The organism is Caulobacter sp. BE254, from assembly GCF_031457295.1.
In the GTDB taxonomy this organism is placed as follows: domain Bacteria; phylum Pseudomonadota; class Alphaproteobacteria; order Caulobacterales; family Caulobacteraceae; genus Caulobacter.
In genome coordinates this window covers 726,318-751,639 of record NZ_JAVDWJ010000001.1, presented here as the reverse complement: position 1 = coordinate 751,639, position 25,322 = coordinate 726,318, and the positions used below count along the sequence as shown (strand labels likewise).

Below are 25,322 nucleotides of genomic sequence, written 5' to 3'. Positions count from 1 at the left end.
GAAAGCCGTGCGTCCTTCGAGGCTTCGCTTCGCTACGCACCTCAGGATGAGGAAGTCAGCAAGATGTTCCTCATCCTGAGGCGCCCGCGAACGCGGGCCTCGAAGGACGCAAGGTACTAGACGACCCTGACATGACGACGCCCCGGAGGTTTTCCTCCTGGGCGTTTTCATTGGCGCGGGACGATCAGCCTAGCTGCGGCGGTAGTCCTGGCGGTCGTGACGCTCGATGCGGACCTGGCGGCTCAGGCGGTCGAAGCGGGCGTCCAGGTCGGCGCGCTCGCGCATCGACAGGCCGTTGGACCGGCGATAGCTGGCCTCCAGGCGGCTGAGCGAGCGGAACTCGCCCCGCAGGCGCAGGGCTTCGCCGCGGGTCAGCGAGCCGTTGCGGACGCCCTGGTCGATCCTGTGCTCCAGATTAGCCTGACGTTGGTTGATGGTCTGCCACGGGGCGGCCTGAGCGGCCAGCGGGGCGGCGGCGACGGTGGCCAGGGCGGCCAGGGCGAGAAGAGTGCGCTTCATGACTTAGTCTCCGACGATGTCCTGTCGGGCGCTCGGCGCGTCCGATGGCGGCCATAAAAGGCCATCTCGGCTGAATGTTCCCGAAGCCGGTCGTTGTCTTCCGTTCATGTGGCGGCGGTGATCAGTACACGTCTTCGGGGTCGAGGACCGGCGCGGGATCGGCCTGGCCATGGGCGTCGGCGAACACCGGGAAGTCGGTCGTCTCGGCTGCGCCGCGCCGTTCCTGGCCCACATAGTCGTGGTCGATCTTGCGCCGGCGGCACGGGCCGAAATAGGCCCCCGCCCGGACGAAGTCGCGCGGGTTGTTGATTACCTCGTTGACCCGGTGCAGCACGCCGCGCGCGGTCAGGGGCTTGGCCAGGAACTCGGTGACGCCGGCCATGCGGGCCTCGTCCAGGCTGGCGCGGGTGGCATGGCCGGTGACCATGATGATCGGCGTGTACGGATTTGCGCTGGCGGGCGAGGTGCGCACCCAGCGGATGAACGCCAGACCGTCGACCGGTTGCATCATCAGGTCGGTGAAGATGATGTCGACTTCGCGCTCGGTGACGGCCTTCAGCGCCTCGACGCCGTCGCTGGCCTCGAGGATCTTGCGCACGCCCAGCGACTTGAGGACCGTGCCGATGATCTCGCGCATCGGCGCGCTGTCGTCGATGATGAGCACCGTCAAAGGGCGCAGATCGGGCGCGCTCAAAGCTATCCCCCCGGAAGCCGCGACGGCCGCAGGGCCGTCACGCCCAAAGGATGGGGCGACCGTCGTTTAGGAATCGTTGACGGGACGACAAATTGTCGCAGGATTTCAGCCGCTTGTCCTTAACGGATCGTACGGCCAAGCTTTGCCAGGGAAAACGGCCTAGCGGCGGTCCTGCGGGCGGTTGCCCGGCACGTCCTGGTCGTCCTGCGGCAGCATGCCGCCGCGGCCGACGTTGCCCAGCAGCTGTTCGAGGATCGTCATCTCGCGGCCGCGGGTCGGGGTCTCATGGCCGTTATAGGCGATGACCTTGCCGTCCTTCAGCGTGTAGGTGTCGACCGAGGCGACCTTCTCGTCGGCCGGGCTGAACTTGATCGCCACCACGTCGCGCTTGATCACCCGCGGCTTGTAGAAGGCCACGCGGTCGGTGGTCTGCGAGATGTAGTACCAGGCGTTGGCGTCGAACGTGGAGGTGGCCGAGGGCGAGCCGAGCTTTTCGGTCACCGTCGACTTGCTGTCCACGCCCACCTTCATGTCGGCCGGCTTGGCCTCGATCGCCTGGAAGCCGGAATAGCTCGTCAGCGGCGTACAGCCCCCGGCGACGGCGGCGAGGCCGATGACGGCGGCGGCGAGAACGGCGGGACGAGACATTGAGGCTCCGGAACCTTGAGCAGGCTGACTTTGACCTATCGCCCGCGCGGGCTTAGTTCAATGGTCCGCGTGGATCGAACGGCTAACTAGTTCCGCGTCGCGGCGAAATCGAGGCGAACTGATGTTTCTGGACCGGCTGCTCAAACCCAGGCCCGCCAAGGCGGCGGGGGGCAAACTCTACGTCTCGGCGGTGGCTCAGGCCCGCTCGCCGGCGTTCTACGCCCGGATGGGCGTGCACGATTCGATGGAGGGCCGGTTCGAGCTTTTCACCCTGCACGTGGCCCTGCTGCTGGAGCGGCTGAAGGGCCAGGGCGACTCGGCGGCCGAGGTTTCGCAGGAGACCTTCAACGCCTATACCCGCGGCCTGGACGACGCCTTCCGCGAGATCGGCGTGTCCGACACCGCCGTCGGCAAGAAGATGAAGAAGCTGGTGGGCGCCGCCTATGGCCGGCTCAAGGCGTTCGACGAGGCCGCCAAGGCCTTGCCCGACCGGTCGGTGATGAGCGCCGCCCTGGCCCGCACCGCGTTCGAGGAGCGCGGCGAGGGCGACCTGGCGGGCCTGACCGACTATGTGGTCGCCGCGCGCGACCAATTGGCGGCCCTGCCGCTGGAGACCCTGCTGCAAGGAGAGGCCCAATGGCCGAAGGCGTGATCGATCCCTGGCCCTACAGCGTCACGCTGGGCCGCATGGGGCGCGGCCTGGAACTGCGTTTCGACCTCGACGCGGCGGCCCGCAAGGACATCGCCAAGACCCTGAACCTGGTCTCGCTGGAGTCTCTGGAGGCCGAGGTCTTCCTGCGGCCGTGGATGGACGGCGCCGAGGTCTCGGGCCTGATCCGGGCGCGGGTCACCCAGGTGTGCAGCGTGTCGGCCGACGAGTTCGAGGAGCCGGTCGAGTCGCGCTTCTCGGTTCGCGTGCTGCCGGCCGACAGCGAGAACACCTCGCCCGACGAGCACGGCGACCTGGCGCTGGATCCCGAGGGCGACGATCCGCCCGACGTGCTGGAGGGCGAGACCATCGACGTCTCCGGCTACGTCATCGAGCACCTGGCCCTGGAGCTGGACCCGTTCCCCCGCAAGCCGGGCGCGGTCTTTCAACCGCCGGCCGAGCCCGTGGACCTTTCGCCCTTCGCCGCGTTGAAGGCGTTGAAGAGCGACCCCGACGCCGGGGGAGACGGGGCCTGAAATGGCCCAGTCCTTCCGCTTGCGTGATATTCTCGCGGCTGTATCGTCCCGCCGCTTCGCCACCGCCCGCGAACGGGCGGTGCGCCGCTACAGGAGCCGATAGCGCCTCGTGCCTAACCCCGTAGTCATTTCGATCGACGCCATGGGCGGGGATCACGGTCCTTCCGTGATCGTGCCCGCCGTGGCGTTGGCCGCCAAGAGCCTTCCCGACGTCCGCTTCCTGCTGCACGGCGACGAAGCTCAGCTGAACGCCCAGCTGGCCAAGCAACCGGACGCCCGCGCCGTCAGCGAGGTCCGCCACACCGACAAGGCCATCTCGATGGAGGAAAAGCCCGCCCAGGCCATGCGCCGGGGCAAGGGCACCAGCCTGTGGAACGCGGTCGAGGCGATCCGCGCCGGCGAGGCCGCCGCCGTCGTCTCGGCCGGCAACACCGGCGCCCTGATGGCGATCTCCAAGCTGATCCTGCGCATGGGGGCCAACCTGGAGCGCCCGGCGATCGTGGCCAACTGGCCGACGATGCAGGGCGTCTCGGCGGTGCTGGACGTCGGCGCCAATGTCGAGAGCGACGCCAAGCAGCTGATCGAGTTCGCGATCATGGGGGCGGCCTTCCACCACGCGGTGCACGGGTCCGAGCGCCCGACCGTGGGCCTGCTCAATGTCGGCTCCGAGGACCAGAAGGGCCACGAGGAGGTGCGCGAGGCGCACGCAATCCTCAAGGAGACCAAGCTGGACTTCGACTATCGCGGCTTCGTCGAGGGCACCGACATCGCCAAGGGCACGGTCGACGTGGTCGTCACCGACGGCTTCACCGGCAATGTCGCCCTGAAGACCGCCGAGGGCATGGCGCGGTTCTTCTCCAACGAGATCAAGAGCACCCTGACCTCCGGCCCGCTGGCCATGCTGGGCGCGCTGATCGCCTCGGGCGCCTTGAAGAAGATGCGTCGGCGCCTGGATCCAGCGCGGGTCAACGGCGCGCCGCTGCTGGGCCTGAACGGCATCGTGGTCAAGAGCCATGGCGGGGCGGACGCCCTCGGCTACGCCTCGGCCATCCGCGTGGCGGTCGACCTGGCCCGCAGCGACTTCTCGGCCGAGATCGACCGCAACCTGAAACGCCTGACCGAGACCGGCCTCAAGTCCGGCGCTGAAGAACAAGAGGCCGCGGGCGTGTCGGGCGCCGAAGGCCAGGGAGCTTCCGAGTGAGCGTAATTCGTAGCGCCGTCACTGGCGTCGGGGCCTATCTGCCGGACAACATCGTCACCAACGACCAGCTGGCCGAAATCGTCGACACCAGCGACGCCTGGATCGTCGAGCGCACCGGCATTCGCCAGCGCCACAAGGTGGCCGACGACCAGCCGGTGTCGGACCTGGCCTTCCGCGCCGCCCAGCAGGCGCTGGAGCGGGCCGGCAAGACCGCCGCCGACGTCGACCTGATCATCGTGGCCACCACCACGCCGGACATGACGTTTCCGGCCACCGCCACCATCGTCCAGCGCAAGCTGGGCGCGCCGGTCGGCATAGCCTTCGACGTCCAGGCCGTCTGCTCGGGCTTCGTCTACGCCCTCAGCGTCGCCGACGGCTTCGTGGCCCGCGGGCATTCGAAGTGCGCCCTGGTGATCGGGGCCGAGGCCATGACCCGGCTGATGGACTGGACCGACCGCGGTACTTGCGTGCTGTTCGGCGACGGGGCCGGGGCGGTGGTGCTGGAGCCCCGCGAAGGGCAGGGGACCACGGCCGACCAGGGGGTGCTCGGCTTCGCCCTGCGGGCCGACGGCACCAAGCAGGAGCTGCTCTATGTCGACGGCGGTCCGTCGACCACCGGCACGGTCGGCAAGCTGCGCATGCTGGGCAACCAGGTGTTCAAGCACGCGGTGATCAACATCTCCGAGGCGATCCACGCCGCGGCCAAGGCGGCCGACGTGACGATCCCCGAGGTCGACTGGTTCATCCCCCACCAGGCCAACCAGCGTATCCTGGCCGGGGTGGCCCATCGGGTCGGCATCGACGAGGACAAGGTGATCTCCACCGTCGCCCTGCACGCCAACACCTCGGCCGCCTCGATCCCGCTGGCCTTCGCCCAGGGAATCGCCGACGGTCGCATCAAGCCGGGCCAGCTGCTGCTGCTCGAGGCGATGGGCGGCGGCCTGACCTGGGGCGCCTGCGTGATACGCCTTTAGACCAAGCGTGGCCGTTTTAGGTGGTCAGCTTGCGTCATTGCCTGAAGTCTTGGCGCTCAGCCTTTGACTCCATGCGATAATCACGGCATGCAGGCTTGAGTTGATGAGAGCGCGTTGCAGAAACACGGGGCTCCACCCCGTCCGAAGCGCGGGCTCTGGGGTTGTCAATCCAGCGTAAGGGGGCGTCATGAAAGGCGCGACATTGACCCGGGCCGATCTCTGCGAGGCGGTCCATGAGGAAGTCGGTCTGACCCGGCAGGACTGTGCGGGCCTGGTCGAACGCACCCTGGATCTGGTCGCCGAGGCGCTGGAAAAGGGCGAAACGGTCAAGCTGTCCGGTTTCGGCGTCTTCCAGGTGCGCGACAAGCGGGCGCGCATGGGCCGCAATCCCAAGACCGGCGAGCCCGCCGAGATCGAGCCCCGCCGGGTGATCGGTTTCCGGGCCTCGCAGGTCATGAAGGCGCGAATCGACCGCGCCCTCGGCGGCTAAGAAGGAATCGATGCGGTGGCGAAGGGGCCCAACGCCTTCCGCACGATCTCCGAAGCCGCCGACGAGCTGGGCGTGCCGCAGCACGTCCTGCGCTTCTGGGAAACCAAGTTCTCGTTCATTCGCCCGATGAAGCGGGCCGGCGGGCGGCGGTTCTACCGCCCGCAGGACATCGCCGTGCTGAGCGGCGTGCGCGCCCTGCTGCACGCCGAGGGCTACACCATCAAGGGCGTGCAGAAGCTGCACCGCGAGCAGGGCCTGACCCATGTGATCGCCGCGGGCCTGGGCGACAACGGCTCGGCCTCGCTGGACGCCCTGGCCGCCGCGAGCCTCGATTCGCTTCCGCGCGGCGACCTGGCCGACGAGGCGCGGGACCGGCTGGTCTTGGCGTTGGACGACCTGCAGGCCGTCAAAGCCCGGCTGGACGGGCTTTTGCGGGGCGCCTGAGGGGCGCTTCAAATCCCTGGGAATTGCCCGAGAAATCCCATTGCCCCCGGCAAGGCTCGCACCTATAAGGGCGCTCCTTCCGGATCGGAGCGTGGCGCAGCCTGGTAGCGCACTTGACTGGGGGTCAAGGGGTCGCAGGTTCGAATCCTGTCGCTCCGACCATTTCCTCCTCGCGGGGATTTGAGACCGGAAGAATGGAAAGGCCGCCCTTCGGGGCGGCCTTTTTCGTTTTGGCGGCGACCACTTGCCCCCTACGGATCGCTTCGCGATCGTCTTCCCCCAGAGGGGGAAGAGCCGCGCCGCTGAGGCTCCGCCCCCTATGGGGGCGGACAGATCGCAAAGCGATCAGGTGGGGGCAAGTGGGTGAGCTCAGCGCCCGACCGGCTTGTCCGCCTTGCCCATCCACGACATCAGCGGCATCAGCGGCAGGCCCCAGCCCAGGCCGGCGACGACGAAATAGATCAGCTGCACGGCGCGATTGTCCGGCAGAAAATCATAGAGGCTGGTGAAGGCCCAGATCCAGGCGGCCAGGAACACCAGGATGCCGATCCCGCCGATCAGCTTGCGAAGGCGGGCGGGGATTAGGGGAGCGCTCAAGCGGGTCTCCGGAAGACGCTGGATACGATGCCGAGAACGGCCAGGAAGAAGATCGCGCCCACGCTGGAGACCAGCAGGCTGCCGAGGAAGCCGTCGAACCGCAGGTCCAGCCGCTGGGCGATGAAGGTCCCGATGAACGAACCGACGACGCCGATCAAGAGCTTGGTGAACAGCCCGTGCCGGCGGGCCAGCACCAGGTCGGCGATCCAGCCGGCCAGGATGCCGATCACCACGGCCACGAAAACGCCAACCCCGCTCATCCCGGTCTCCGATCCAGCACAGGGCGTTATCGCATGTGAGGCCTTACGCGTCATGAGGTCATGGACGGCCGCGCATGTGGGGCGTACGGCAAGGCTTCGCCGTATTTCGGCCCCTAACTGGCGTTCTTTCCGGCTGTCATGACGTCCTTCCTGCGTTCCGATCGTTCAAGGCCCGTGGCCGTGTGGCTGTTCGTCGTGGCCGTCCTGGTGTTTGGCATGGTGGTGGTCGGGGGCGCGACGCGCCTGACCGACTCCGGCCTGTCGATCACCCAGTGGAAGCCGATCATGGGCGCCCTGCCGCCGATGTCGGACGAGGCCTGGCGGGCCAATTTCGAGCTCTACAAGAAGATCCCGCAGTACAGGCTGGTCAACGCCGGCATGACGCTGGAGGCCTACAAGGGCATCTTCTGGTGGGAATGGGCGCACCGGCTGCTGGGACGGCTGGTCGGGGCGGTGTTCGCCATCCCGTTCGTGTTCTTCCTGGTCCGGCGGCTGATCCCCCGGCGGCTGATCTGGCGCTGCGCGGTGCTGCTGGGCCTGGGCGGGCTGCAGGGGCTGGTCGGCTGGTGGATGGTGTCCAGCGGCCTGTCCGAGCGGGTCTCGGTGGCCCCCGAGCGGCTGATGATCCACCTGGGCCTGGCCTTGGGCCTGTTCGTCTTCCTCATCTGGACGGCCCTCGACGCCTGGTCGGGCTCGCCGCGCGTCGAGGAGCGCACCGACTGGCGCGGCTGGGCCCTGGGTTTCCTGGGCGCGGTGTTCTTCCAGAGCCTGCTGGGCGCCCTGGTGGCCGGCAACGACGCGGGCCTGGTCTATAACGACTGGCCGCTGATGAACGGCGCTCTGGTCCCGGCCGAATACGCCGGCCACGGCTTCTGGGGCACGATCGCCCACAGCCAGGGCGCGGTGCAGCTGCACCACCGGCTGATGGCCTACGCCCTGTTCGTCGCCGCCATCGTCATCGGTGTGGCCGCCACGCGCTCGCGCCGCCTGCCGGAGGAGGCCAAGCTGATCGCCTTCGTCCTGGTCGGCGTCGTCTGTCTGCAGGCTGGCCTGGGGATCTGGACCCTGATGTCCGCCGTGCCTCTGGCGCTGGGCGTGCTGCACCAGGCCGGGGCGGCGATCCTGCTGGCCACGGCCACCGCCTTCGCCTGGCGGGTGCGGCGGCCTTAGGGCCCAGCGGCTTTCGAAGCGACCGCTCAAAGAACTGTCACGAAACGCCAGCACAGGACGTCCGACGTCCTTGCTGGAGCTTTCCGTGACCCGCGCCTCCCTGTTCCTCGCCGCCGCCCTCGTCGCCGTTTCGGCCGCTTCGGCCCTGGCCGCGCCCAAGCCCGCCGCGCCCGTGACCAACGCGGCGCCCGGCGACGCCTACTACCAGGCCGGCCAGGCGGCCCTGGCCAAGGCCCTGGCGGTCAACCCCCGTACCGGCAAGGCCAAGAACGTCATCCTGTTCCTCGGCGACGGCATGGGCATCTCGACCGTGGTCGCCAGCCGCATCTATGAGGGCCAGCAGCGCGGCGTCGACGGCGAGAGCAACGCCCTGTCGTTCGAGAAGCTGCCGTGGACGGCGCTGTCCAAGACCTACAGCCACGACACCCAGGTGACCGACAGCGCCGCGGGCATCACGGCCATCACCACCGGCGTGAAGACCCGCAACAAGGTCATCGGCCTGAGCGGGGCGGCCAAGCCCGAGAGCTGCGCCAGCGAGGCGGGGACCCGCGTCGAGACCATCGCCGAGCTGGCCAAGGCCCACGGCCTGTCGGCGGGGGCGGTGACCACCACCCGCGTCACCCACGCTACGCCAGCGGGGGTTTACGCCCACACCGCCTATCGCGACTGGGAAGGCGACGGCGACATGCCGACCGACGCCGTGGCCGCCGGCTGCAAGGACATCGCCCGCCAGCTGGTCGAGGCCCCGGCGGGCCTGCGGCTGGACGTGGCGCTGGGGGGAGGGCGCTCGCGCTTCCTGCCCGACGCCAAGGACGGCAAGCGGGCCGACGGCCGGGACCTGACCGCCGAATGGCTGAAGACCCCGAACGCGGCCTATGTGACCACCGACGCTCAGCTGGCGGCGCTGGATCCGGCCACGACCGGCCCCGTGCTGGGCCTGTTCGCCAGCGAGCACCTGCCCTATGAGGTCGAACGCCCCGTGCTGGGGCAGGGCGTGCCGACCCTGGCGGCCATGGCCACCAAGGCGGTCGACCTGCTGTCGAAGAACCCCAAGGGCTACTTCCTGCTGGTCGAGGGCGGCAAGATCGACATGGGCAGCCACCTGAACAACGCCAAGCGGACCCTGACCGAAACGGTCGAGTTCTCCAAGGCGGTCCAGGCGGTGCTGGACAAGGTGAACCTGGACGACACCCTGGTGATCGTCACCGCCGACCACAGCCACGGCCTGGTGATCTCGGGCTACGCCGCCCGCAACGCCCCGATCCTGGGCCTGGCCGGCAACGAGGGCGAACCGGTCGTGGCCGGCGACGGCAAGCCCTACACGGTGCTCAGCTTCGCCACGGGCCCCGGCGGCCCCGAGGGCGGCGGATCGCGCGCCGATCCGTCCAAGGAAGACACCGACGACATCGACTACCACCAGAACGCCGTCGCCAACTTGCCCAGCAGCGCCCACTCGGGCGAGGACGTGGGCGTGTTCGCCGACGGGCCGGGCGCCTACCTAGTGCGCGGCGTGGTCGAGGAGAGCTACCTCTACCAGGTCATGCGGCACGCCTACGGGTTCGACGCGGCGGCGGCGAAGTAGGCTAGGGAGGGAACGGGAAGAAGCGCGTCGCTCCCCCTCTGTTGTCATCCCGGAAGCCTCGCAGAGGCTGTCCGGGATCCAGGGGCGGTGCGCACGGCCCCTGGATCCCGGGTCTTCGCTGCGCTTCGCTGCGCTTCGCCCGGGATGACAACTGAGGGTGCGAGGATAATAATGCGGTATCGTAATACCGCATTACGAAATCCCTTGTCCCATAAGGGTTTGCGGAGTTTCTGGCGCGCGCATTGTTGACAGGCCGCGAACCGTCCTGTACCTGCCGCCCCTCACGCAGACGGAGCCGCTTTCCTTGGCCCCCGACGCACAAGGAATACGGATCAATCCCATGCAAAAGACCACGGCTTCCCTGAAGCCCGCCGAGGTCGAGAAGAAGTGGATCGTGGTCGACGCCCAGGACGCCGTTGTCGGTCGTCTGGCGACGTTCATCGCCATGCGTCTTCGCGGCAAGCACCGGCCCGACTACACCCCGCACGTCGACTGCGGCGACTTCGTCGTCGTGATCAACGCCGACAAGGTCAAGTTCACCGGCAAGAAGCTGGACGACAAGGTCTACTATCGCCACACCGGTCACCCGGGCGGCGTCAAGTCGACCACCCCGCGCAAGCTGCTGGAAGGCCGCTTCCCGGAACGCGTCCTCGAAAAGGCCGTCGAGCGCATGCTGCCCAAGGAAAGCCCCCTGGCGCGCAAGCAACTGACCCACCTGCTCATCTACAACAACGGTGAGCACCCGCACCAAGCGCAGAGCCCCGAAGTGATCGATTTCGCTTCGCGCAACGCCAAGAACACCCGGAGCGCCTAAGTCATGTCCGAAGCTCAAGGCTTTGACGCGCTGGCCAGCCTGTCCAGCAACCCCGAAGCGGCCGCTCCGGCCGTCCAGAAGCTCGACGCCCAAGGCCGCGCCTACGCGACCGGCAAGCGCAAGAACGCGATCGCCCGCGTCTGGATCAAGCCCGGCAAGGGCACGATCACGATCAATGGTCGCGACCAGGAAGTCTACTTCGCTCGCCCCGTGCTGCGTATGATGATCGCCCAGCCCTTCCAGGTCACCGACCGTGAAGGCCAGTTCGACGTCGTCGTCACCGTGGAAGGCTCGGGCCTGTCGGGCCAAGCCGGCGCCGTGCGTCACGGCCTGTCCAAGGCCCTGACCTATTACGAGCCCGGCCTGCGCACCCTGCTGAAGCCGCACGGCTTCCTGACCCGCGACAGCCGCGTCGTCGAGCGTAAGAAGTACGGCAAGGCCAAGGCCCGCCGCAGCTTCCAGTTCTCGAAGCGCTAAGCGCGTCACGTTTCGTGCTTATGGAAAGGCGCTTCGGTTTCGACCGAAGCGCCTTTTTCTTGTCTCCTTGTCCTTGCGAATGGGATGTCCATGACCCCGAAAGTCTTCATCGACGGCGAAGCCGGCACCACGGGCCTGCAGATCCGCGAGCGCCTGGTCGGCCGCAAGGACCTGCAACTGGTCTCGATCGACCCGGACAAGCGCAAGGACCCGCAAGCTCGCCAGGCGATGCTGAACGGCGCCGACGCGGTGATCCTGTGCCTGCCCGACGAGGCGGCCAAGGAAGCCGTGGCGCTGATCGAGGACCCGAAGGTCAAGGTGATCGACGCGTCGACCGCCCACCGCACCGCGGCCGGCTGGACCTATGGCTTTCCTGAGCTGGACAGGGAACAGCGCGGCAAGGTCGCCTGGTCGACGCGGGTGTCGAACCCCGGCTGCTACGCGACGGGGGCCATCGCCCTGGTCCGGCCGCTGGTCACCAACGACATCATCGCCGCCGACCTGCCGATCTCGTTCAACGCCGTGTCGGGCTATACCGGCGGCGGCAAGGCGATGATCGCCGAGTTCGAGGACCAGACCTCGCCGAACTACACCAAGGTGCCGTACCGGATCTACGCCACGGGCCTGAACCACAAGCACCTGCCGGAGATCCAGGCCCATGGGGGCCTGCTGACCCGGCCGATCTTCACCCCGGCCGTCGGGCGCTACGCCCAGGGCATGCTGGTCGAGCTGCCGCTGCACCTGAGCATGCTGAACGGCAGTGTCTCGATGACCCAGATCCATGCCGCCCTGGCCGACCACTACGCCCGGGAGGCCTTCGTCGAGGTGGCGTCGCTGAACGAGTCCAAGGCCCTGACCACGCTGGATCCGGAAGGCCTGAACAACACCAACCGCCTGAAGCTGTTCGTGTTCGGCTCGGAGACTAGTGGTCAGGTGCGCCTGGTCGCCCTGCTCGACAATTTGGGCAAGGGCGCGTCCGGCGCGGCGGTGCAGAACCTGAACCTAATGCTGGGCCTGAAGGAAGGCGCGGGACTTTAGGGTTCGTCCTCGGCGGGCGGGTTCGCTCCGATCGCGCGTCGGTAACGGGCGAGGGCGCCGGCCTGGTGCTCCGGTGTGTATTGGTGTGTTCGATGTTGACGGCGCGTTGTTAGTGTGTATTTATACGCATGTGGATAGCCGCGACATCATCACGGCGCTCAAGGCCGCTGGATGGATTGAAGTCGCGCGGCGCGGCTCGCACGCCCAGTTCAAGCACCCAACGAAGCCGGGGCGTGTCACCGTTCCTCATCCGAAGAGAGACATTCCCGTCGGAACGCTACGCTCCATCGAGCGTCAGTCCGGTTTGACCCTGAGGTGATCGAGATGGCCAACTACATTGCCCTGATCCACAAGGACACCGAAAGCGACTATGGCGTCTCCTTCCCCGACTTTCCTGGTGTGATCTCGGCCGGGACCTCGCTGGACGACGCCCGAGTCATGGCCGAGGAAGCCCTGGCGCTGCACGTCGAAGGCATGGTCGAGGATGGCGACGCCATCCCCGAGCCTTCCTCCCTGGAGGGCGTCATGGCCGACGCCGGCAACCGCGACGGCGTCGCCATCATCGTGCGCCTGGCTACCGAGGCGAAGAAGGCTGTGCGCGTGAATATCACGCTCCCGGAAGACGCCCTTCGCGACATCGACCGTTTCGCCGAAGCGCACGGCCTGACCCGCTCCGGCCTGTTGGTTCAGGCCGCCAAGCGGATGATGGAACAGACTCACTAGTTAGCGTCGCAACAGCTCGCCGCCTGCGCGACGGCGAGCGCCGCAATGGCTGCCGGCGCCCTCAACTTCCGGCTCGGCGCAATTCTTAGGATAGCCAAAGGTCAATCCTTCACGCATGTCCCGTTAAGCAGCTTGCTAGGTGTGGCGCCTACCTCAAGCCAACCCTAAACCCGCCACCGATAGTGCCCCACCGCCGTGTGGAGCTTGAACATCCACAGCGGCTCCTCGCGCGCGCCGCCGCCGATGTTGTGGACGACGCGCACCCGCTCGGGGCCTTCGCTAACGACGCCGATGTGCGGGCGACCGCCCCAGACGCGCCAGGTCAGGATGTCGCCCGGCTGCGGATCGTCAAAACGGTCGCCGGCCGCCTTGGCGGGGGCGAGGGCCAGCCGGGCGCGCCGGCGGGTCAGATAGGTCTCCAGGTTCAGCACACGGCGGTGGTCGATGTTGGAGTCCGGCCCCTTCATCCCCCAGGCCCGCCGCGACGGATAGGCGTCGAAGTCGCGGGTCATGTCCTCGTGGACCAGTTGCTGCAGGTCGACCCGCCAGGCGTCGCGGGCGGCGCGGATCAGGACGTCGGCGCAGACCCCGGTCGAGCGCAGGACGTCGCCATTGGGGTAGGGGATCGCGCGATAGCTTGGGTCGTAGTCCTTGGTGACGCCGACCTGGGCGCGGGCGGCCTGGGCCAGGCGTTCGCCGCTGGCCGCGGGAGCCTGGCGCGCGAAGGCTTGGCCCGCGCCGGCCAGCGGCGTCGCGATCAGCAATCCCAGCGCGGTCCGACGGTCGAGTCCCATGCCGCCAAGCTCCAGTACAATCCTGGCGAGTTTTGGGCGAACAGGGGTCGCCGTGCGCCACGTCAGTCCACGTCCGGCTCCAGCAGGCGCGGCCCGGCCCCCTCGGCGCCGAGGACGTCCAGCGGGTTCCGCAGCGGGCAGGCCTTCAGGGACAGGCAGCCGCAGCCGATGCAGTCGTCCAACTGGTCGCGCAGTTGCCCTAGCTTGCGGATCCGCTCGTCTAGTTCGGCCCGCCAGACGCGTGACAGCTCGGCCCAGTCCTCGGCGGTCGGCGCCCGGCCGTCGGGCAGGCGGGCCAGGGCGGCCTGGATCGTCGCCAGCGGAATGCCGGTGCGCTGGGCGACCTTGATCACCGCCACCCGCCGCAGCACCCCGCGCGGATAGCGTCGCTGGTTGCCCTCGGTCCGCAGGCTGCGGATCAGGCCCTTGGCCTCGTAGAAGTGCAGGGTCGAGACCGCCACGCCGCTGCGTCGGGCGACCTCGCCGACGCTCAGGCCGCCGCCGGGAAACGTAAAATCAGCGTTCGACATTCGCCCTTGACCTCAACTTTAGTTGAGGTTTTACACGGAGGGCTCCTTCCACGGCAATGCCTTTCCAGGAGCCCGCATGACCACCCTGACCGTCCCCGACCGCGCCTCGGTCGCCGCCGCCCTGTCCGACCCGCCGGTCTTCAGCGTCAGCATCATCCAGACCAAGCCCGGCAAGTTCGACGAGTTCGTCGCCTTGCAGCATGCCCAGTTCCTGCGCGTGCGCGGCCAGGTCCAGGGCGTGCGCGGCAGCCGGATGCTGAAGTCTCCGGCCAAGGGCGTGGTGGTGCTGATCTCGTCCTTCGACACGGCCCAGGACGCCGAGCGCTTCCGCAAGGACCCGCGCTTCACCGAGCATCTGAAGCGCGTGCAGCCCCTGATCGACCGCGCCGAGGCGATGCCGGTCGAACTGGCCTACGAAGTCGGGCTGATCTGAAGCTGCGACAATCGAACTTGGACTGGTTAGCCCCCACACGTTGTCATCCCGGAAAGCGCGCAGCGCTTGTCCGGATCCAGGTGAACCGCACCGCGTCAGCCCAGTCCCCTGGGTCCCGGACAGCCCCTGCGGGGCTTCCGGGATGACAACGGTGAAGGGCGGCAGATTAAGCCAGCGTATTCGACCGCACCCGCACATAGCTGCCGGGCGCGTCCTCGATCGGCTTCAGCGGTCCCTTGGCGGGATCCCGGGCCGGGACCTGCTTGCCTGACCTGGCCTTCAGCCAGGTGGCCCAGTGCGGCCACCAGGATCCGGGATGCTCGGTCGCTCCGGCGCGCCAGTCCTCGGCCGAGGCGGGCAGCTGCGCGTTGGTCCAGTGCTGATACTTGTTGGCGTCGGGGTGGTTGATCACCCCGGCGATGTGGCCCGATCCGGCCATGGTGAAGGTCACCGGGCCGCCGAACGCCCGGGCGCCGCGATAGACGCTGCGATAGGGTGCGATGTGGTCGTCCTTGGACGACTGGACGTAGATCGGCGTCTTCACCTTCGACAGGTCCAGCGTCTCGCCGCCCAGGGTCAGCTTGCCCTGGGTCAGGGCGTTGTCCTTGTAGAAGTTGCGCAGGTAGTAGAGGTGCAGGGCCTTGGGCATGCGCGTCTGGTCGGCGTTCCAGAACAATAGGTCGAATGGCCGCGGCTCCTTGCCCATCAGGTAGTTGTTGATGAAAAACGACCAGATCAGGTCGTTGCCGCGCAGGCTGTTGAAGGTGTCGGCCATCGACTGGCTGGGCAGGTAACCGCCCTGCTGGTCGATCAGGGTCTCGATCGACTTCAGCCATTCCTCGTTGGTGAACAGCAGCAGGTCGCCGGCCTCGGCGAAGTCCTGCTGGGCGGCGAAGAAGGTGGCCGAATTGATCCGCTCGTCGCCCTTGGCGGCCATGTGGGCCAGGGCGCAGGACAGCAGGGTGCCGCCGATGCAGTAGCCGACGGTATTGACCCGATCGACGCCGCACTGGGTCATCACCTGCTGGGTGGCGTCGTAGACGCCCTCGAACATGTAGTCCTCGAAGGTCTTGTCGGCCTGGCGGCTGTCGGGATTGACCCACGAGGCCACGAACACCGTGAAGCCCTGGCCGGTCAGCCAGCGGATCATCGAGTTCTCCGGGCGCAGGTCCAGGATGTAGAATTTGTTGATCCACGGCGGGAAGATCAGCAGCGGAATCTCGTGCACGGTCTCGGTGGTCGGGGTGAACTGCAGCAGCTGCAGGATGTCGTTCTGGTAGACCACCTTGCCCGGGGCGGTGGCGACGTTCTCGCCGACCTTGAACTTGGCCAGGTCGGTCTGGCTGATCGCCAGCTGGCCGCCGCCGCGCTCCAGGTCGGCGGCGAAGTTCTGCATGCCGCGCACCAGGCTCTCGCCCTTGCTCTGCATCACCTCGCGCAGGGCGGCGGGGTTGGAGATCAGGAAGTTCGACGGCGAGAAGGCGTCGGTCAGCATCTTGGTGAAGAACTCGACCCGGCGCTTGGCGGCGGGATCGACCCCCTCGGCCTGCGAGACCAGGTCGTTCAGCCAGTTCGACGACAGCAGATAGCTCTGCTTCATCATGTCGAACATCGGGTTGGACGCCCAGTCCGGGTCGCTGAACCGCTTGTCGCCCTGGGCGGGGGCGACCACGGGCGGGGCCGGCTCGCCGGTCATCTTGCGGGCCGCCGATTGCCAAAGGTCCATGTAGCGGCTGAACAGGTCGGCCTGGGCGCGCAGCAGGCGGTCGGGCTGGGCGGCCAGGCTGGTCATCACCTCGTTGAAGGCGGGCCCGACGTGAAAGGGGTCGGGGCTGAGGGCGGCGGGGCGGTCGGCCTGGCGCAGGGCGGCCTCGGCGATCGCGCCCTGGGCCGTGACAGCGGCCCGGGCCAGGTTGGCCGACAGCGTCTCCAGCATCTGGCGCTGGTCGGGCGACAGGAAGGCCTCGAAGTCGGGGAGGGTGGTGGAGACCGGCGGCGGATCCCGGCGCTCGGGGCGCGTGGCCGATTCGGCCGCCTTGGCGCGGGAGTCCGGCCGCGGGTCGGCTTTCGGCGGAACCTTCGGCGCGGCCTTGGCCTTGGTCTTGGCGGCGGTCGCCGCCGCATCGGCCCCGGCGGTCGGCTTTTTGCGCGGTTTGGGGGAGGTTTCGGTCGTGGCCATGGACTTCCTTCCACCGTGTTCTCTTGGACCATCTCGCCTTGGCGGTTCGGATGGCCTTTCGCTCGACGCGATCATCGCATAAGACCTGAGACAAGATGAACGACGAAACCGGTAAAATCGCACGTCTTGGCGTACTCTTTCGCGGCGCGGCTCTGGTGAGCCTGCTGGCGGGACTGACCGCGTGCGCCTCGCCGCTCTCGCCGTTCACGCCGCCGCCGGCCGATCCCAGCTCGCCGGTGGCCGCCGCGGCCAACGCCGCGGCCAAGGATTCCAAGGACGCCGTCGCCCCGCGCTTCATCGACATTCCGGCCATCCCGACCGACGTGCGCACGCCCGTCCAGTTCAAGAAGGCCGTGGGCGCCGAGAAGATCGCCGCCGACAAGCTGAAGCGCGACACCGCGCCCGGCACCTGGACCCTGTCGGACACCGAAGGCTACGCGTCCAAGGCCCGTCGCGTGGCCAAGGTTCCGGCGCCCGCCGCCCCCACCGACGCCGACCGCGCCGCGACCGAAGCCTTCGCCAAGGCGGCCCGCGAGCGAGCTACCGCGCCTCCGTCCAAGCCCCAATAGGGCGACGGAGGCATAAAATTCCCGTAACTGGCTTGGCTATGCCCCGCTCGGGGTCTATCCATGCCCGACATCCGCTCCCGGCGCGCCGCTGCGGCGCAATGAGCATTTCATGACCTCCGATTTTCACCGCATCCGTCGCCTGCCGCCCTACGTTTTCGAAGAAGTGAACAAGATCAAGGCGCGCCTGCGCGCCGAGGGCACCGACATCATCGACTTCGGCATGGGCAATCCCGACATGCCGACCCCCAAGCACATCGTCGACAAGCTGATCGAGACGGCGCGCGACCCCAAGGCCGGCCGCTATTCGGCGTCCAAGGGCATCGCCGGCCTGCGCAAGGCCATGGCCGGCTATTACGGCCGCCGGTTCGGCGTGAAGCTGAACCCTGACACCGAGGTGATCGCCACCCTGGGCTCCAAGGAAGGTTTCGCCAACCTGGCCCAGGCGCTGACCGCCCCCGGCGACGTGATCATCTGCCCCAACCCCGCCTATCCGATCCACGCCTTCGGCTTCATCATGGCCGGCGGGGTGATCCGCCACGTGCCGGCGCTGAGCCCCGAGCAGTACCTGTCCAACATCAGCCGCGCGGCCAAGCACTCGGTGCCGCCGGCCAGCGTGCTGATCCTGTCCTACCCGTCCAACCCGACCGCCCAGTGGGTGGACCTGGACTTCTACAAGGATGCCGTAGCGCTGGCCAAGAAGCACGAGCTGCTGGTGATCAGCGACGTGGCCTATGGCGAGATCTATTTCGACAACAACCCGCCGCCCTCGATCTTGCAGGTCGACGGGGCCAAGGACATCGCCGTCGAGGTCAATTCGCTGTCGAAGACCTACGCCATGGCCGGCTGGCGGGTCGGCATGGTGGTCGGCAACGCCCGCATCTGCGCGGCCCTGGCGCGCGTGAAGTCCTATCTGGACTACGGCGCCTACACCCCGGTGCAGGTGGCCGCCGCCGCCGCCCTGAACGGGCCGCAGGACTGCGTCGACGAGATCCGCGGCATCTACAAGAGCCGCCGCGACACCCTGGTGTCGTCGATGAAGCGCGCCGGCTGGGACATCCCCAACCCGCCGGCCTCGATGTTCGCCTGGGCCAAGATCCCCGAACAGTTCGAGGCCGCCGGCTCGATGCTGTTCTCGCGCCTGCTGATCGAGGAGGCCGGCGTCGCCGTCGCTCCCGGCATCGGCTTTGGCGAGTACGGCGAAGGCTATGTCCGCATCGGTCTTGTCGAGAACGAGCAGCGGATCAAGCAGGCCGCCCGCAACGTCAAGAAGTTCATCGCCAACGCCGACACGATCCTGGCCAAGGCGCACAACAAGATGGAACAGGTCTGAGCCGGGACCGAAATCCTCGTCCCCCAAAGGTTGTCTTGGCGACAGGCTCAGGATGAGGATTTCTACTGATACATCGCAAGTAGCCCTCATCCTGAGCCTGTCGAAGGACGAGGGCGGACCCCCGGCGCCAGAAACTCGTACGGACCAGGAACGCAGAACATGACTCAGAAAACCTGGCGCGTCGGCGTGGCCGGCCTCGGCACCGTCGGCGGGGGGCTGTTGCAGTTCCTGGCCGAGCAGCCGGACTTCGCCCCGGCGGGCGACCGCGCGGTGGTGACGGCGGTCTCGGCGCGCTCCAAGTCGCGGCCGCGCACGGTCGACATCTCGGGCCTGGCCTGGTTCGACGACCCGGTCGCCCTGGCTTCGTCGCCGGACGTCGACCTGTTCGTCGAACTGGTCGGCGGCTCGGACGGTCCGGCCAAGGCCGCGGTCGAAGCGGCCCTGAAGCTAGGCAAGCCGGTAGTCACAGCCAACAAGGCCCTGATCGCCGAGCACGGCGCCGAGTTGGCCGCCCTGGCCGAGGCCAACGACGCCCCGCTGCTGTTCGAGGCCGCCGTGATGGGCGGCACCCCGGCCGTGAAGATGCTGCGCGAGGCCATGGTCGGCGACGAGGTGGTCGGCGTGGCCGGCATCCTCAACGGCACCTGCAACTTCATCCTCAGCGAGATGGAGAAGACCGGCCGCGACTTCGCCGACGTGCTGCGCGAGGCCCAAGGCCTGGGCTATGCCGAGGCCGACCCGACCATGGACGTCGGCGGCTTCGACGCCGGTCACAAGATCAGCATCCTGGCCGCCCTGGCCTTCGGCTGCGCGCCCAAGTTCGACGCCGCCGAGATCGAGGGCATCAGCGACGTCGAACTGCTGGACATCAAGCTGGCCAAGGACCTGGGCTACCGCATCAAGCTGGTAGCCGGCGCCGCCAAGAGCGACGACGGCGTGGCCGTGAAGGTGCATCCGTCTCTGGTGCCGCTGGAGCATCCGCTGGCCCAGGCGGGCGGGGCGCTCAACGCCCTGTTCATCGAGGGCAAGCGGATCGGCCGGATCTTCATCCAGGGGCCCGGCGCGGGCGCGGGCCCGACCGCCGCCGCCGTGGCCGCCGACATCGCCGACGTGATGACCGGCGCCAAGCGCCCGGTGTTCCAGGCTCCCGCCGGCCAGCTGAAGCCTTTCGTGGCCGTCGATCCGGCCCGCTCGGTGGGCAAGGCCTATCTGCGGATCATGGTCCGCGACGAACCTGGGGCCATCGCCGCCATCTCCGAGACCCTGGCCGAGTGCGCCGTCTCGATCGACAGCTTTCTGCAGAAGCCCGTCGAGGGGGCGGGCGGGGTGCCGATCGTGCTCGTGACCCATGCGACTCCCGAATCCAACCTGCTGGACGCGATTAGCCGCATCGAAAAATTGCACGCCGTGCTAGAGCGTCCCCGCCTTTTGCGCGTCGCGCGCATCTGAGAACCGCGCCAAGCGGTCGGACCGGAAAGCCTCGCATAGGCTGGGAGACGTTGATGAGTTCGAAGACCCTGGATCGCTCGCTGGTCCTGGACGCGGTCCGCGTGACCGAAGCCGCCGCCATCGCCTCGTGGACGATGGTGGGCCGCGGCGACGAGAAGGCGGCCGACCAGGCCGCGGTCGACGCCATGCGCAACGCGCTGAACGAACTGGCCATCGACGGCGAGATCGTCATCGGCGAGGGCGAGCGCGACGAAGCGCCCATGCTCTACATCGGCGAGAAGGTCGGCACGGGTAAGGGGCCGGCCGTCGACATCGCCCTGGACCCGCTGGAAGGCACCACCCTGACGGCCAAGGCCATGCCCAACGCCCTGGCGGTGATGGCCTGGGCGCCCAAGGGCAGCCTGCTCAACGCCCCCGACACCTACATGGACAAGATCGCCTGCGGTCCGGGCCTGCCCGCCGGGGTGATCGACCTGGACAAGTCGCCGGCCGACAACATCCGGGCCGTGGCCGCCGCCAAGGGCGTCGCGCCCGACCAGATCACCGTCTGCGTGCTGGACCGTCCGCGCCACGCCGAGATCATCGCCAGCATCCGCTCGGTCGGCGCGCGGCTCTACCTGATCACCGACGGCGACGTGGCCGGGGTGATCGCCACCACCGATCCCTCGACCGGCATCGACCTCTATGTCGGCTCCGGCGGCGCGCCCGAGGGCGTGCTGGCCTGCGCGGCCCTGAAATGCGTCGGCGGCCAGTTCCAGGGCCGGCTGCTGTTCCGCAACGGCGACGAGCGCGCCCGCGCCGCCAAGTGGGGCATCACCGAGCTCGACAAGAAGTACGACCTGCACGAGATCGTCCGCGCCGACGCGATCTTCGCGGCCACCGGCGTCACCTGGGGCAACCTTCTGGACGGGGTGACCTACAAGGACGGCTTCGTCCACACCCACACGCTGGTGATGAACTCGTCGACCGGCACGGTGCGCGAAGTGCGGATGAAGCGGAAGGCCTAGAGCATTTTTCGACGCGGCGTCCGCCGTTCGTCGTCAAAATGCGTCAAAGCCATGATTAGAGGCCTTTCCCGATCCTATCGGCGGAAAAGGCTTCGACCTTCCGCTAAGGTCGCCCGCGAATCTTTTTCCCGTTTACGAGGCCCCGCATGACCACGCTGACCGATCTCGCTGGATGGCTCGCCCAGGAGCCCGCGGGCGACGAGGTGAAGGCTGTCGTCGAGGTGGTGGCCGGCGCCTGCGCCCGGATCAGCAAGGTCGTCGCGTCCGGCGCGATCCTGGGCAACCTGGGCGCGGCCGGCGTGGTCAACGTCCAGGACGAGGAGCAGAAGAAGCTCGACATCATCACCAACGACATCCTGCGCGACGCGCTGAACGGCTGCCCGCTGGTGGCGGGCCTGGCGTCCGAGGAACTGGAAGTGATCGAGACCACCGGCGCTGTCGGCGGCTTCCTGGTGACCTTCGACCCGCTGGACGGCTCCAGCAACATCGACGTCAACGTCTCGGTCGGCACGATCTTCTCGATCCTGCCCGCGCCGGCCGGCGTGGCGCCCAGCGAGGCTGACTTCCTGCTGCCCGGCCGCCGCCAGGCGGCCGCCGGCTATGCGGTCTACGGCCCCCAGACCATGCTGGTGCTGACCCTATCGCAGGGCGTGGCGGCCTTCACCCTGGACGCCGACGGGACCTGGCTGCTGACCCACCAGACCGTGGCGATCCCGGCCGACACCGCCGAGTTCGCGATCAACATGTCCAACCAGCGCCACTGGGCCGAGCCTGTGCGGCGCTATATCGACGGCTGCCTGCAAGGCAAGGCCGGGCCGCGCGGCAAGAACTTCAACATGCGCTGGGTGGCCTCGATGGTCGCCGACGTCCACCGCATCCTGATGCGCGGCGGGATCTTCCTGTACCCCTGGGACGCCCGCGAGCCCGACAAGCCAGGCAAGCTGCGTCTGCTCTACGAAGCCAACCCTATGTCGCTGATCGTCGAGCGCGCGGGCGGTCGGTCGACCGACGGCGTGAACCCTATCCTCGACATCCAGCCCACCAAGCTGCATCAGCGCGTACCGGTGGTGCTGGGCTCGGCCAACGAGGTGACGCTGGTGGCGGAGCTGTCGGCCTAGAATGAGAGAAGGCGGCGGGCGCTAAGCGCCGACCGCCTTCTTGAGGATCTCATTGATCCGGCTCTGCCATCCCGGTCCGCCTTCGCGAAGCTTGTCGACGACCGTCTGATCCAGCCGAAGCGTGACCTGCTTCTTCGGTGTCTCCAGTTTGGGACGCCCCCGCTTGGTGAGCGTGCCCGTGGCGGCGCGCACCAAGCGATCACCATTCTTGATCTCGGCCCGATCGAAGACCTCGTCGGTCCACTCCGGCGCGTCGTCGGGATCAACCCACGGCGCTTTCGTATCTTTCGCGTTCTCTGACATTGCACTCTCTCATCGAAATGATGCGTCGTGCTTCGCCACGCGGCGTCCAGACCACCAAAACTGTCTTGCGACCGATCCGGCCGATGGTTTGGAAACGCGTTTCTCCATAGTCGAAACGATCGTCCTCCACGGTGAGCGTCAGCCCGCCGAAAAGCCTGTCTGCGTGAGCGAAATCCAACCCTCTATTCTCAAGGGTTAGGGCGCGCTTTTCTTCATCCCACTCCAGTTCCAAAGTAATTCCTCGTACTAGCTGGATGCGACTTAAGCCGCTTCAATCCTTTGGTCATTTGCAGGTCCCATCTAGCGGTGAGGCCACCTACGGTTTGGTGGTTCATTAATGGTAGCTACAAAAATGCGCGCGTCAACTATTTTGTAGCTACAAGAAAGCTGATGTGCCTGTCGGTATCAAATGGAAACGCCGTTCTGGCGTCCGTTTTTGACGCATCGGTGTCTCATCTTCCGTCCTCACACCGGCCGTGGAGCGAATCCGCCAAAGGGCGTAGGTTCGGGAGATGACCACGACAGCCAAGCTCCGCATTTTCGGCAGCCTTTCCACACAGGAGCGCTGAGCCGTGGCCGATGGACACGCCGCCGTCACCACCGGCCATTTCCTCGACGTGGCCCGCTCGATCAGCGGCCGGGCCTGGCGCGAGCGGCCGGGCGACGCGGCGGTCGCCCGCAGCCACCAGCAGGTCCACGGCCTGTCCGAGCCCCTGGCGCGGGCCCTGGCCTCGCGCGGCGTTGGCGTCGACCATGCCGAGCACTATCTGCGCCCCACCCTGAAAGCGCTGTTTCCGGACCCCTCCAGCTTCACCGACATGGACCGCGCCGCCGAGATCCTGATCGACGCGTTGGAGAGCGGCCGGCCGACCATGGTGTTCGCCGACTACGATGTCGACGGAGCCACCAGCGCCGCCCAGCTGGTGCGCTGGTTCCGGCATATGGGCGTCGAGCTGCCCATCTATATTCCCGACCGGTTGACCGAGGGCTATGGCCCCAGTCCGGCGGCCTTCAAGACCATCCGCGACAGCGGGGCCGAGCTGGTGGTCACTCTGGACTGCGGGGCGGCCGCGTATGACGCCATCGCCAGCGCCGCCACCATCGGGCTGGAGGTCGTGGTGATCGACCACCACCTGATGCGCGAGGACCCGCCGGCCGCCGCCGCCGTGGTCAATCCCAATCGTCCGGGCTGCCAGAGCGGGCAGGGCGTGTTGGCCGCCGCCGGGGTGACCTTCGTCCTGCTGGCCGCGCTGAATCGCGAGGCCCGCAAGCGCGGCCTGTTCACCGACGAGCGGCCCCAGCCCGACCTGCGCCAGTGGCTGGACCTGGTGGCCATGGGCGAGGTCTGCGACGTCACCCAGCTGGTCGGCTTCAACCGCGCCCTGACCACCCTGGGCCTGCGGACGATGTCCAGCTGGGGCAATCCGGGCCTGAAGGCGCTGTTCGAGGTTGGCAAGGGCTCTGGCCCGGCCTCGGTGTTCCACGCCGGCTTCATCCTGGGCCCACGGATCAACGCAGGCGGACGGATCGGTCGCTCCGACCTGGGCGCGCGCCTGCTGTCCACCGACGATCCGCTGGAGGCCCGGGCCCTGGCCGAGGAGCTGGACGGCCTGAACACCGAGCGCAAGGCGGTCGAGGCCGCCGTGGTCGAGGAAGCCGCCGCCTTGCTGGAGCGCGGCAGCAACTTCGATCTCGACGCCCCCGTCATCGTGGTGGCGGGGGAGGGGTGGCATCCCGGGGTGATCGGCATCGTCGCCGGCCGGCTGCGCGAGCGCTATCGCAAGCCCGTGGTGGTGATCGGCGTCGATCGCGCCGCCAATGTCGGCAAGGGCTCGGGCCGCTCGCAGCCCGGCGTCAACCTGGGCGCGGCGATCCAGGCGGCCTTCGAGGCGGGCCTGCTGATGGCCGGCGGCGGCCACGCCATGGCGGCGGGCCTGTCGATCCGCCCGGACTCGATCCCCGAGTTCCGCGCCTTCCTGGAAGAGCGCCTGGCCGGCGAGATGGAGGCGGTGGGCGTCGAGGGGGTCGAGATCGACGCCCTGGTCCAGCCGCGCGCCGCCAGCCGCGCCCTGTGGAGCGAGTTCCAGCAGCTGGCGCCGTTCGGCCCGGGAAATCCCGAGCCGATGTTCGCCCTGGCCGGCGTGCGGCCCGAGCGGATGATGGCGATGAAGGGCGGCCACGTGCGGGTCGACCTGGTCGGGCCGTCGGGCGACCGAATCAAGGCGATCTCCTGGCGCTCGGCCGAGACCCCGCTGGGCGAGCGCCTGCTGTCCGGCGGGGGTGCGCTGCACGTCGTGGGCCGTCTGAAACCGGATGATTACATGGGCCGCGAAGGGGTCCAGCTGGAGATCGAGGATGTCGCCGACCCCCGCATGCGCATGACTTGAAAAAACTGCTCTTGGTCGCTTGCGCCTGGGGGGGAAGCTTTGTATATCGCCTGCTCTTCGCGGCCACGTGGTCCCTTCGTCTATCGGTTAGGACGCCAGATTTTCATTCTGGAGAGAGGGGTTCGACTCCCCTAGGGACTACCACCGCGAAGCCTACTTAGACTTTACATGCGAATACCCGCCTAATGCAGGCGCCGTGGTCCCTTCGTCTATCGGTTAGGACGCCAGATTTTCATTCTGGAGAGAGGGGTTCGACTCCCCTAGGGACTACCACCCTCCACGGACATTTCAGGTTTATGTCGGTCTAGCCGCTGCGACGAAATGTCGCGCGGCGGTTCTGGCCGCCCCGTGACGTCAATTGGTTATTGACGGCTCTCGTCTCGCGAGAACAGTGTTATTCTGTGGTG

The 25,322-nt window shown here is 67.8% G+C and carries 30 protein-coding genes, 3 tRNA genes and 1 pseudogene; 24 read left to right on the top strand and 10 right to left on the bottom strand.

Annotation, left to right across the window (positions count from 1 at the left end):
- Positions 1–9: 9 nt before the first annotated feature.
- Positions 10–120, top strand: a pseudogene (locus J2X41_RS25245) (hypothetical protein); the annotation flags it as partial.
- 69 nt (positions 121–189) lie between these two features.
- Here the strand turns inward: J2X41_RS25245 and J2X41_RS03240 are convergent.
- The 3 genes from J2X41_RS03240 to J2X41_RS03230 form a co-directional block, all read right to left on the bottom strand.
- On the bottom strand, positions 190–519 hold the full coding sequence (locus J2X41_RS03240) for a hypothetical protein (RefSeq protein ID WP_310079571.1): 330 nt from the start codon (positions 517–519) through the stop codon (positions 190–192).
- A 121-nt stretch (positions 520–640) separates the two neighbouring features.
- Positions 641–1,213 (bottom strand): response regulator, encoded by a 573-nt coding sequence (locus J2X41_RS03235; RefSeq protein ID WP_310079569.1) that lies wholly within the window; start codon positions 1,211–1,213, stop codon positions 641–643.
- 159 nt (positions 1,214–1,372) lie between these two features.
- Entirely contained in the window at positions 1,373–1,861 is a 489-nt protein-coding gene (locus tag J2X41_RS03230; RefSeq protein WP_310079568.1) for an outer membrane protein assembly factor BamE, read from the bottom strand.
- 121 nt (positions 1,862–1,982) lie between these two features.
- On the opposite strand from J2X41_RS03230, the gene J2X41_RS03225 reads away from it, so the two are divergent.
- The 7 genes from J2X41_RS03225 to J2X41_RS03195 all read left to right on the top strand — a co-directional run bounded on the left by J2X41_RS03225 (position 1,983) and on the right by J2X41_RS03195 (position 6,317).
- The gene (locus J2X41_RS03225; RefSeq protein WP_310079567.1) at positions 1,983–2,513 is read left to right on the top strand and encodes a ubiquinol-cytochrome C chaperone family protein; all 531 of its coding nucleotides are present in this window, start codon (positions 1,983–1,985) and stop codon (positions 2,511–2,513) included.
- On the top strand, positions 2,498–3,046 hold the full coding sequence (locus J2X41_RS03220; RefSeq protein ID WP_310079566.1) for a DUF177 domain-containing protein: 549 nt from the start codon (positions 2,498–2,500) through the stop codon (positions 3,044–3,046). Before J2X41_RS03225 ends, J2X41_RS03220 begins: the two co-directional genes overlap by 16 nt.
- A 109-nt stretch (positions 3,047–3,155) precedes the next feature.
- Entirely contained in the window at positions 3,156–4,247 is a 1,092-nt protein-coding gene (gene plsX, locus J2X41_RS03215; protein ID WP_310079565.1) for a phosphate acyltransferase PlsX, read from the top strand.
- Positions 4,244–5,221, top strand: a complete 978-nt coding sequence (locus J2X41_RS03210; protein WP_310079564.1) for a beta-ketoacyl-ACP synthase III — start codon at positions 4,244–4,246, stop codon at positions 5,219–5,221. Before plsX ends, J2X41_RS03210 begins: the two co-directional genes overlap by 4 nt.
- A gap of 187 nt (positions 5,222–5,408) precedes the next feature.
- Positions 5,409–5,711: an integration host factor subunit alpha gene (locus J2X41_RS03205; protein ID WP_012287059.1), complete on the top strand. Its 303-nt coding sequence runs from the start codon at positions 5,409–5,411 to the stop codon at positions 5,709–5,711.
- 15 nt (positions 5,712–5,726) lie between these two features.
- A complete protein-coding gene (locus tag J2X41_RS03200) occupies positions 5,727–6,155 on the top strand; it encodes a MerR family transcriptional regulator (RefSeq protein WP_057183480.1) in 429 nt (142 codons plus the stop codon).
- 85 nt (positions 6,156–6,240) lie between these two features.
- Positions 6,241–6,317 (top strand) — tRNA-Pro (locus tag J2X41_RS03195).
- Positions 6,318–6,524: 207 nt separating this feature from the next.
- Here J2X41_RS03195 and J2X41_RS03190 read toward each other — a convergent pair.
- Complete coding sequence (locus J2X41_RS03190; protein WP_310079563.1) at positions 6,525–6,752, bottom strand: DUF2842 domain-containing protein; 228 nt, start codon at positions 6,750–6,752, stop codon at positions 6,525–6,527.
- Positions 6,749–7,012 carry a GlsB/YeaQ/YmgE family stress response membrane protein gene (locus J2X41_RS03185; protein WP_089930269.1) on the bottom strand — a complete coding sequence of 88 codons (264 nt, stop codon included), beginning with the start codon at positions 7,010–7,012 and terminating at the stop codon, positions 6,749–6,751. The genes J2X41_RS03190 and J2X41_RS03185 overlap by 4 nt, the downstream gene beginning before the upstream one ends.
- A gap of 138 nt (positions 7,013–7,150) precedes the next feature.
- Here J2X41_RS03185 and J2X41_RS03180 point away from each other — a divergent pair, with 138 nt between their 5' ends.
- From J2X41_RS03180 to J2X41_RS03150, 7 genes are all read left to right on the top strand, one after another.
- Positions 7,151–8,182 (top strand): COX15/CtaA family protein, encoded by a 1,032-nt coding sequence (locus tag J2X41_RS03180; RefSeq protein ID WP_310079562.1) that lies wholly within the window; start codon positions 7,151–7,153, stop codon positions 8,180–8,182.
- Positions 8,183–8,267: 85 nt separating this feature from the next.
- On the top strand, positions 8,268–9,764 hold the full coding sequence (locus tag J2X41_RS03175; protein ID WP_310079561.1) for an alkaline phosphatase: 1,497 nt from the start codon (positions 8,268–8,270) through the stop codon (positions 9,762–9,764).
- 340 nt (positions 9,765–10,104) lie between these two features.
- Positions 10,105–10,578 (top strand): 50S ribosomal protein L13, encoded by a 474-nt coding sequence (gene rplM / locus J2X41_RS03170; RefSeq protein ID WP_028040416.1) that lies wholly within the window; start codon positions 10,105–10,107, stop codon positions 10,576–10,578.
- Positions 10,579–10,581: 3 nt separating this feature from the next.
- Complete coding sequence (gene rpsI / locus J2X41_RS03165) at positions 10,582–11,055, top strand: 30S ribosomal protein S9 (protein WP_028040415.1); 474 nt, start codon at positions 10,582–10,584, stop codon at positions 11,053–11,055.
- A gap of 84 nt (positions 11,056–11,139) precedes the next feature.
- A complete protein-coding gene (gene argC, locus J2X41_RS03160) occupies positions 11,140–12,093 on the top strand; it encodes an N-acetyl-gamma-glutamyl-phosphate reductase (protein WP_310079559.1) in 954 nt (317 codons plus the stop codon).
- A 130-nt stretch (positions 12,094–12,223) separates the two neighbouring features.
- Positions 12,224–12,412, top strand: a complete 189-nt coding sequence (locus J2X41_RS03155; RefSeq protein WP_310079851.1) for a type II toxin-antitoxin system HicA family toxin — start codon at positions 12,224–12,226, stop codon at positions 12,410–12,412.
- Between the two features lie 5 nt (positions 12,413–12,417).
- Positions 12,418–12,816: a type II toxin-antitoxin system HicB family antitoxin gene (locus tag J2X41_RS03150; protein ID WP_310079558.1), complete on the top strand. Its 399-nt coding sequence runs from the start codon at positions 12,418–12,420 to the stop codon at positions 12,814–12,816.
- Between the two features lie 164 nt (positions 12,817–12,980).
- On the opposite strand, the gene J2X41_RS03145 is transcribed toward J2X41_RS03150, so the two are convergent.
- Together J2X41_RS03145 and soxR are read right to left on the bottom strand one after the other, a co-directional pair.
- The gene (locus tag J2X41_RS03145) at positions 12,981–13,610 is read right to left on the bottom strand and encodes a DUF1287 domain-containing protein (RefSeq protein WP_310079557.1); all 630 of its coding nucleotides are present in this window, start codon (positions 13,608–13,610) and stop codon (positions 12,981–12,983) included.
- Positions 13,611–13,672: 62 nt separating this feature from the next.
- Positions 13,673–14,140: a redox-sensitive transcriptional activator SoxR gene (gene soxR / locus J2X41_RS03140; RefSeq protein ID WP_310079555.1), complete on the bottom strand. Its 468-nt coding sequence runs from the start codon at positions 14,138–14,140 to the stop codon at positions 13,673–13,675.
- Positions 14,141–14,216: 76 nt separating this feature from the next.
- On the opposite strand from soxR, the gene J2X41_RS03135 reads away from it, so the two are divergent.
- Positions 14,217–14,573, top strand: a complete 357-nt coding sequence (locus J2X41_RS03135) for an antibiotic biosynthesis monooxygenase (protein WP_310079554.1) — start codon at positions 14,217–14,219, stop codon at positions 14,571–14,573.
- 166 nt (positions 14,574–14,739) lie between these two features.
- Here the strand turns inward: J2X41_RS03135 and J2X41_RS03130 are convergent, their stop codons facing one another.
- The gene (locus J2X41_RS03130) at positions 14,740–16,752 is read right to left on the bottom strand and encodes a class I poly(R)-hydroxyalkanoic acid synthase (RefSeq protein WP_310079553.1); all 2,013 of its coding nucleotides are present in this window, start codon (positions 16,750–16,752) and stop codon (positions 14,740–14,742) included.
- Positions 16,753–16,847: 95 nt separating this feature from the next.
- Between J2X41_RS03130 and J2X41_RS03125 the strand changes: the two genes are divergently transcribed.
- The 5 genes from J2X41_RS03125 to J2X41_RS03105 all read left to right on the top strand — a co-directional run bounded on the left by J2X41_RS03125 (position 16,848) and on the right by J2X41_RS03105 (position 22,225).
- Positions 16,848–17,321 (top strand): hypothetical protein, encoded by a 474-nt coding sequence (locus J2X41_RS03125; RefSeq protein ID WP_310079552.1) that lies wholly within the window; start codon positions 16,848–16,850, stop codon positions 17,319–17,321.
- Between the two features lie 109 nt (positions 17,322–17,430).
- On the top strand, positions 17,431–18,651 hold the full coding sequence (locus tag J2X41_RS03120) for an LL-diaminopimelate aminotransferase (RefSeq protein ID WP_056760040.1): 1,221 nt from the start codon (positions 17,431–17,433) through the stop codon (positions 18,649–18,651).
- Between the two features lie 159 nt (positions 18,652–18,810).
- Positions 18,811–20,100 carry a homoserine dehydrogenase gene (locus tag J2X41_RS03115; protein WP_310079551.1) on the top strand — a complete coding sequence of 430 codons (1,290 nt, stop codon included), beginning with the start codon at positions 18,811–18,813 and terminating at the stop codon, positions 20,098–20,100.
- Between the two features lie 53 nt (positions 20,101–20,153).
- Positions 20,154–21,107 carry a class II fructose-bisphosphatase gene (gene glpX / locus J2X41_RS03110; RefSeq protein ID WP_310079550.1) on the top strand — a complete coding sequence of 318 codons (954 nt, stop codon included), beginning with the start codon at positions 20,154–20,156 and terminating at the stop codon, positions 21,105–21,107.
- Positions 21,108–21,253: 146 nt separating this feature from the next.
- Entirely contained in the window at positions 21,254–22,225 is a 972-nt protein-coding gene (locus J2X41_RS03105; protein ID WP_310079549.1) for a class 1 fructose-bisphosphatase, read from the top strand.
- A gap of 21 nt (positions 22,226–22,246) precedes the next feature.
- Here the strand turns inward: J2X41_RS03105 and J2X41_RS03100 are convergent, their stop codons facing one another.
- Together J2X41_RS03100 and J2X41_RS03095 are read right to left on the bottom strand one after the other, a co-directional pair.
- Positions 22,247–22,528 (bottom strand): BrnA antitoxin family protein, encoded by a 282-nt coding sequence (locus J2X41_RS03100; protein ID WP_310079548.1) that lies wholly within the window; start codon positions 22,526–22,528, stop codon positions 22,247–22,249.
- A complete protein-coding gene (locus tag J2X41_RS03095; protein ID WP_310079547.1) occupies positions 22,488–22,760 on the bottom strand; it encodes a BrnT family toxin in 273 nt (90 codons plus the stop codon). The genes J2X41_RS03100 and J2X41_RS03095 overlap by 41 nt, the downstream gene beginning before the upstream one ends.
- A 340-nt stretch (positions 22,761–23,100) precedes the next feature.
- On the opposite strand from J2X41_RS03095, the gene recJ reads away from it, so the two are divergent.
- From recJ to J2X41_RS03080, 3 genes are all read left to right on the top strand, one after another.
- Entirely contained in the window at positions 23,101–24,915 is a 1,815-nt protein-coding gene (recJ, locus tag J2X41_RS03090) for a single-stranded-DNA-specific exonuclease RecJ (RefSeq protein ID WP_310079546.1), read from the top strand.
- 69 nt (positions 24,916–24,984) lie between these two features.
- A tRNA-Glu gene (locus tag J2X41_RS03085) sits at positions 24,985–25,059 on the top strand.
- Positions 25,060–25,113: 54 nt separating this feature from the next.
- Positions 25,114–25,188: transfer RNA gene (locus tag J2X41_RS03080), tRNA-Glu, on the top strand.
- The last annotated feature ends 134 nt before the right edge of the window (positions 25,189–25,322 follow it).

Excerpts from the sequence above, each read along its gene's own strand:
- J2X41_RS03240 (WP_310079571.1), bottom strand. The coding sequence starts at position 519 with ATGAAGCGCACTCTTCTCGCCCTGGCCGCCCTGGCCACCGTCGCCGCC.
- J2X41_RS03230 (WP_310079568.1), bottom strand. The coding sequence starts at position 1,861 with ATGTCTCGTCCCGCCGTTCTCGCCGCCGCCGTCATCGGCCTCGCCGCC.
- J2X41_RS03225 (WP_310079567.1), top strand. The coding sequence starts at position 1,983 with ATGTTTCTGGACCGGCTGCTCAAACCCAGGCCCGCCAAGGCGGCGGGG.
- J2X41_RS03220 (WP_310079566.1), top strand. The coding sequence starts at position 2,498 with ATGGCCGAAGGCGTGATCGATCCCTGGCCCTACAGCGTCACGCTGGGC.
- J2X41_RS03205 (WP_012287059.1), top strand. The coding sequence starts at position 5,409 with ATGAAAGGCGCGACATTGACCCGGGCCGATCTCTGCGAGGCGGTCCAT.
- J2X41_RS03185 (WP_089930269.1), bottom strand. The coding sequence starts at position 7,012 with ATGAGCGGGGTTGGCGTTTTCGTGGCCGTGGTGATCGGCATCCTGGCC.
- J2X41_RS03180 (WP_310079562.1), top strand. The coding sequence starts at position 7,151 with ATGACGTCCTTCCTGCGTTCCGATCGTTCAAGGCCCGTGGCCGTGTGG.
- rplM (WP_028040416.1), top strand. The coding sequence starts at position 10,105 with ATGCAAAAGACCACGGCTTCCCTGAAGCCCGCCGAGGTCGAGAAGAAG.
- rpsI (WP_028040415.1), top strand. The coding sequence starts at position 10,582 with ATGTCCGAAGCTCAAGGCTTTGACGCGCTGGCCAGCCTGTCCAGCAAC.
- argC (WP_310079559.1), top strand. The coding sequence starts at position 11,140 with ATGTCCATGACCCCGAAAGTCTTCATCGACGGCGAAGCCGGCACCACG.
- J2X41_RS03150 (WP_310079558.1), top strand. The coding sequence starts at position 12,418 with ATGGCCAACTACATTGCCCTGATCCACAAGGACACCGAAAGCGACTAT.
- J2X41_RS03145 (WP_310079557.1), bottom strand. The coding sequence starts at position 13,610 with ATGGGACTCGACCGTCGGACCGCGCTGGGATTGCTGATCGCGACGCCG.
- soxR (WP_310079555.1), bottom strand. The coding sequence starts at position 14,140 with ATGTCGAACGCTGATTTTACGTTTCCCGGCGGCGGCCTGAGCGTCGGC.
- J2X41_RS03135 (WP_310079554.1), top strand. The coding sequence starts at position 14,217 with ATGACCACCCTGACCGTCCCCGACCGCGCCTCGGTCGCCGCCGCCCTG.
- J2X41_RS03130 (WP_310079553.1), bottom strand. The coding sequence starts at position 16,752 with ATGGCCACGACCGAAACCTCCCCCAAACCGCGCAAAAAGCCGACCGCC.
- J2X41_RS03125 (WP_310079552.1), top strand. The coding sequence starts at position 16,848 with ATGAACGACGAAACCGGTAAAATCGCACGTCTTGGCGTACTCTTTCGC.
- J2X41_RS03120 (WP_056760040.1), top strand. The coding sequence starts at position 17,431 with ATGACCTCCGATTTTCACCGCATCCGTCGCCTGCCGCCCTACGTTTTC.
- J2X41_RS03115 (WP_310079551.1), top strand. The coding sequence starts at position 18,811 with ATGACTCAGAAAACCTGGCGCGTCGGCGTGGCCGGCCTCGGCACCGTC.
- glpX (WP_310079550.1), top strand. The coding sequence starts at position 20,154 with ATGAGTTCGAAGACCCTGGATCGCTCGCTGGTCCTGGACGCGGTCCGC.
- J2X41_RS03105 (WP_310079549.1), top strand. The coding sequence starts at position 21,254 with ATGACCACGCTGACCGATCTCGCTGGATGGCTCGCCCAGGAGCCCGCG.
- J2X41_RS03100 (WP_310079548.1), bottom strand. The coding sequence starts at position 22,528 with ATGTCAGAGAACGCGAAAGATACGAAAGCGCCGTGGGTTGATCCCGAC.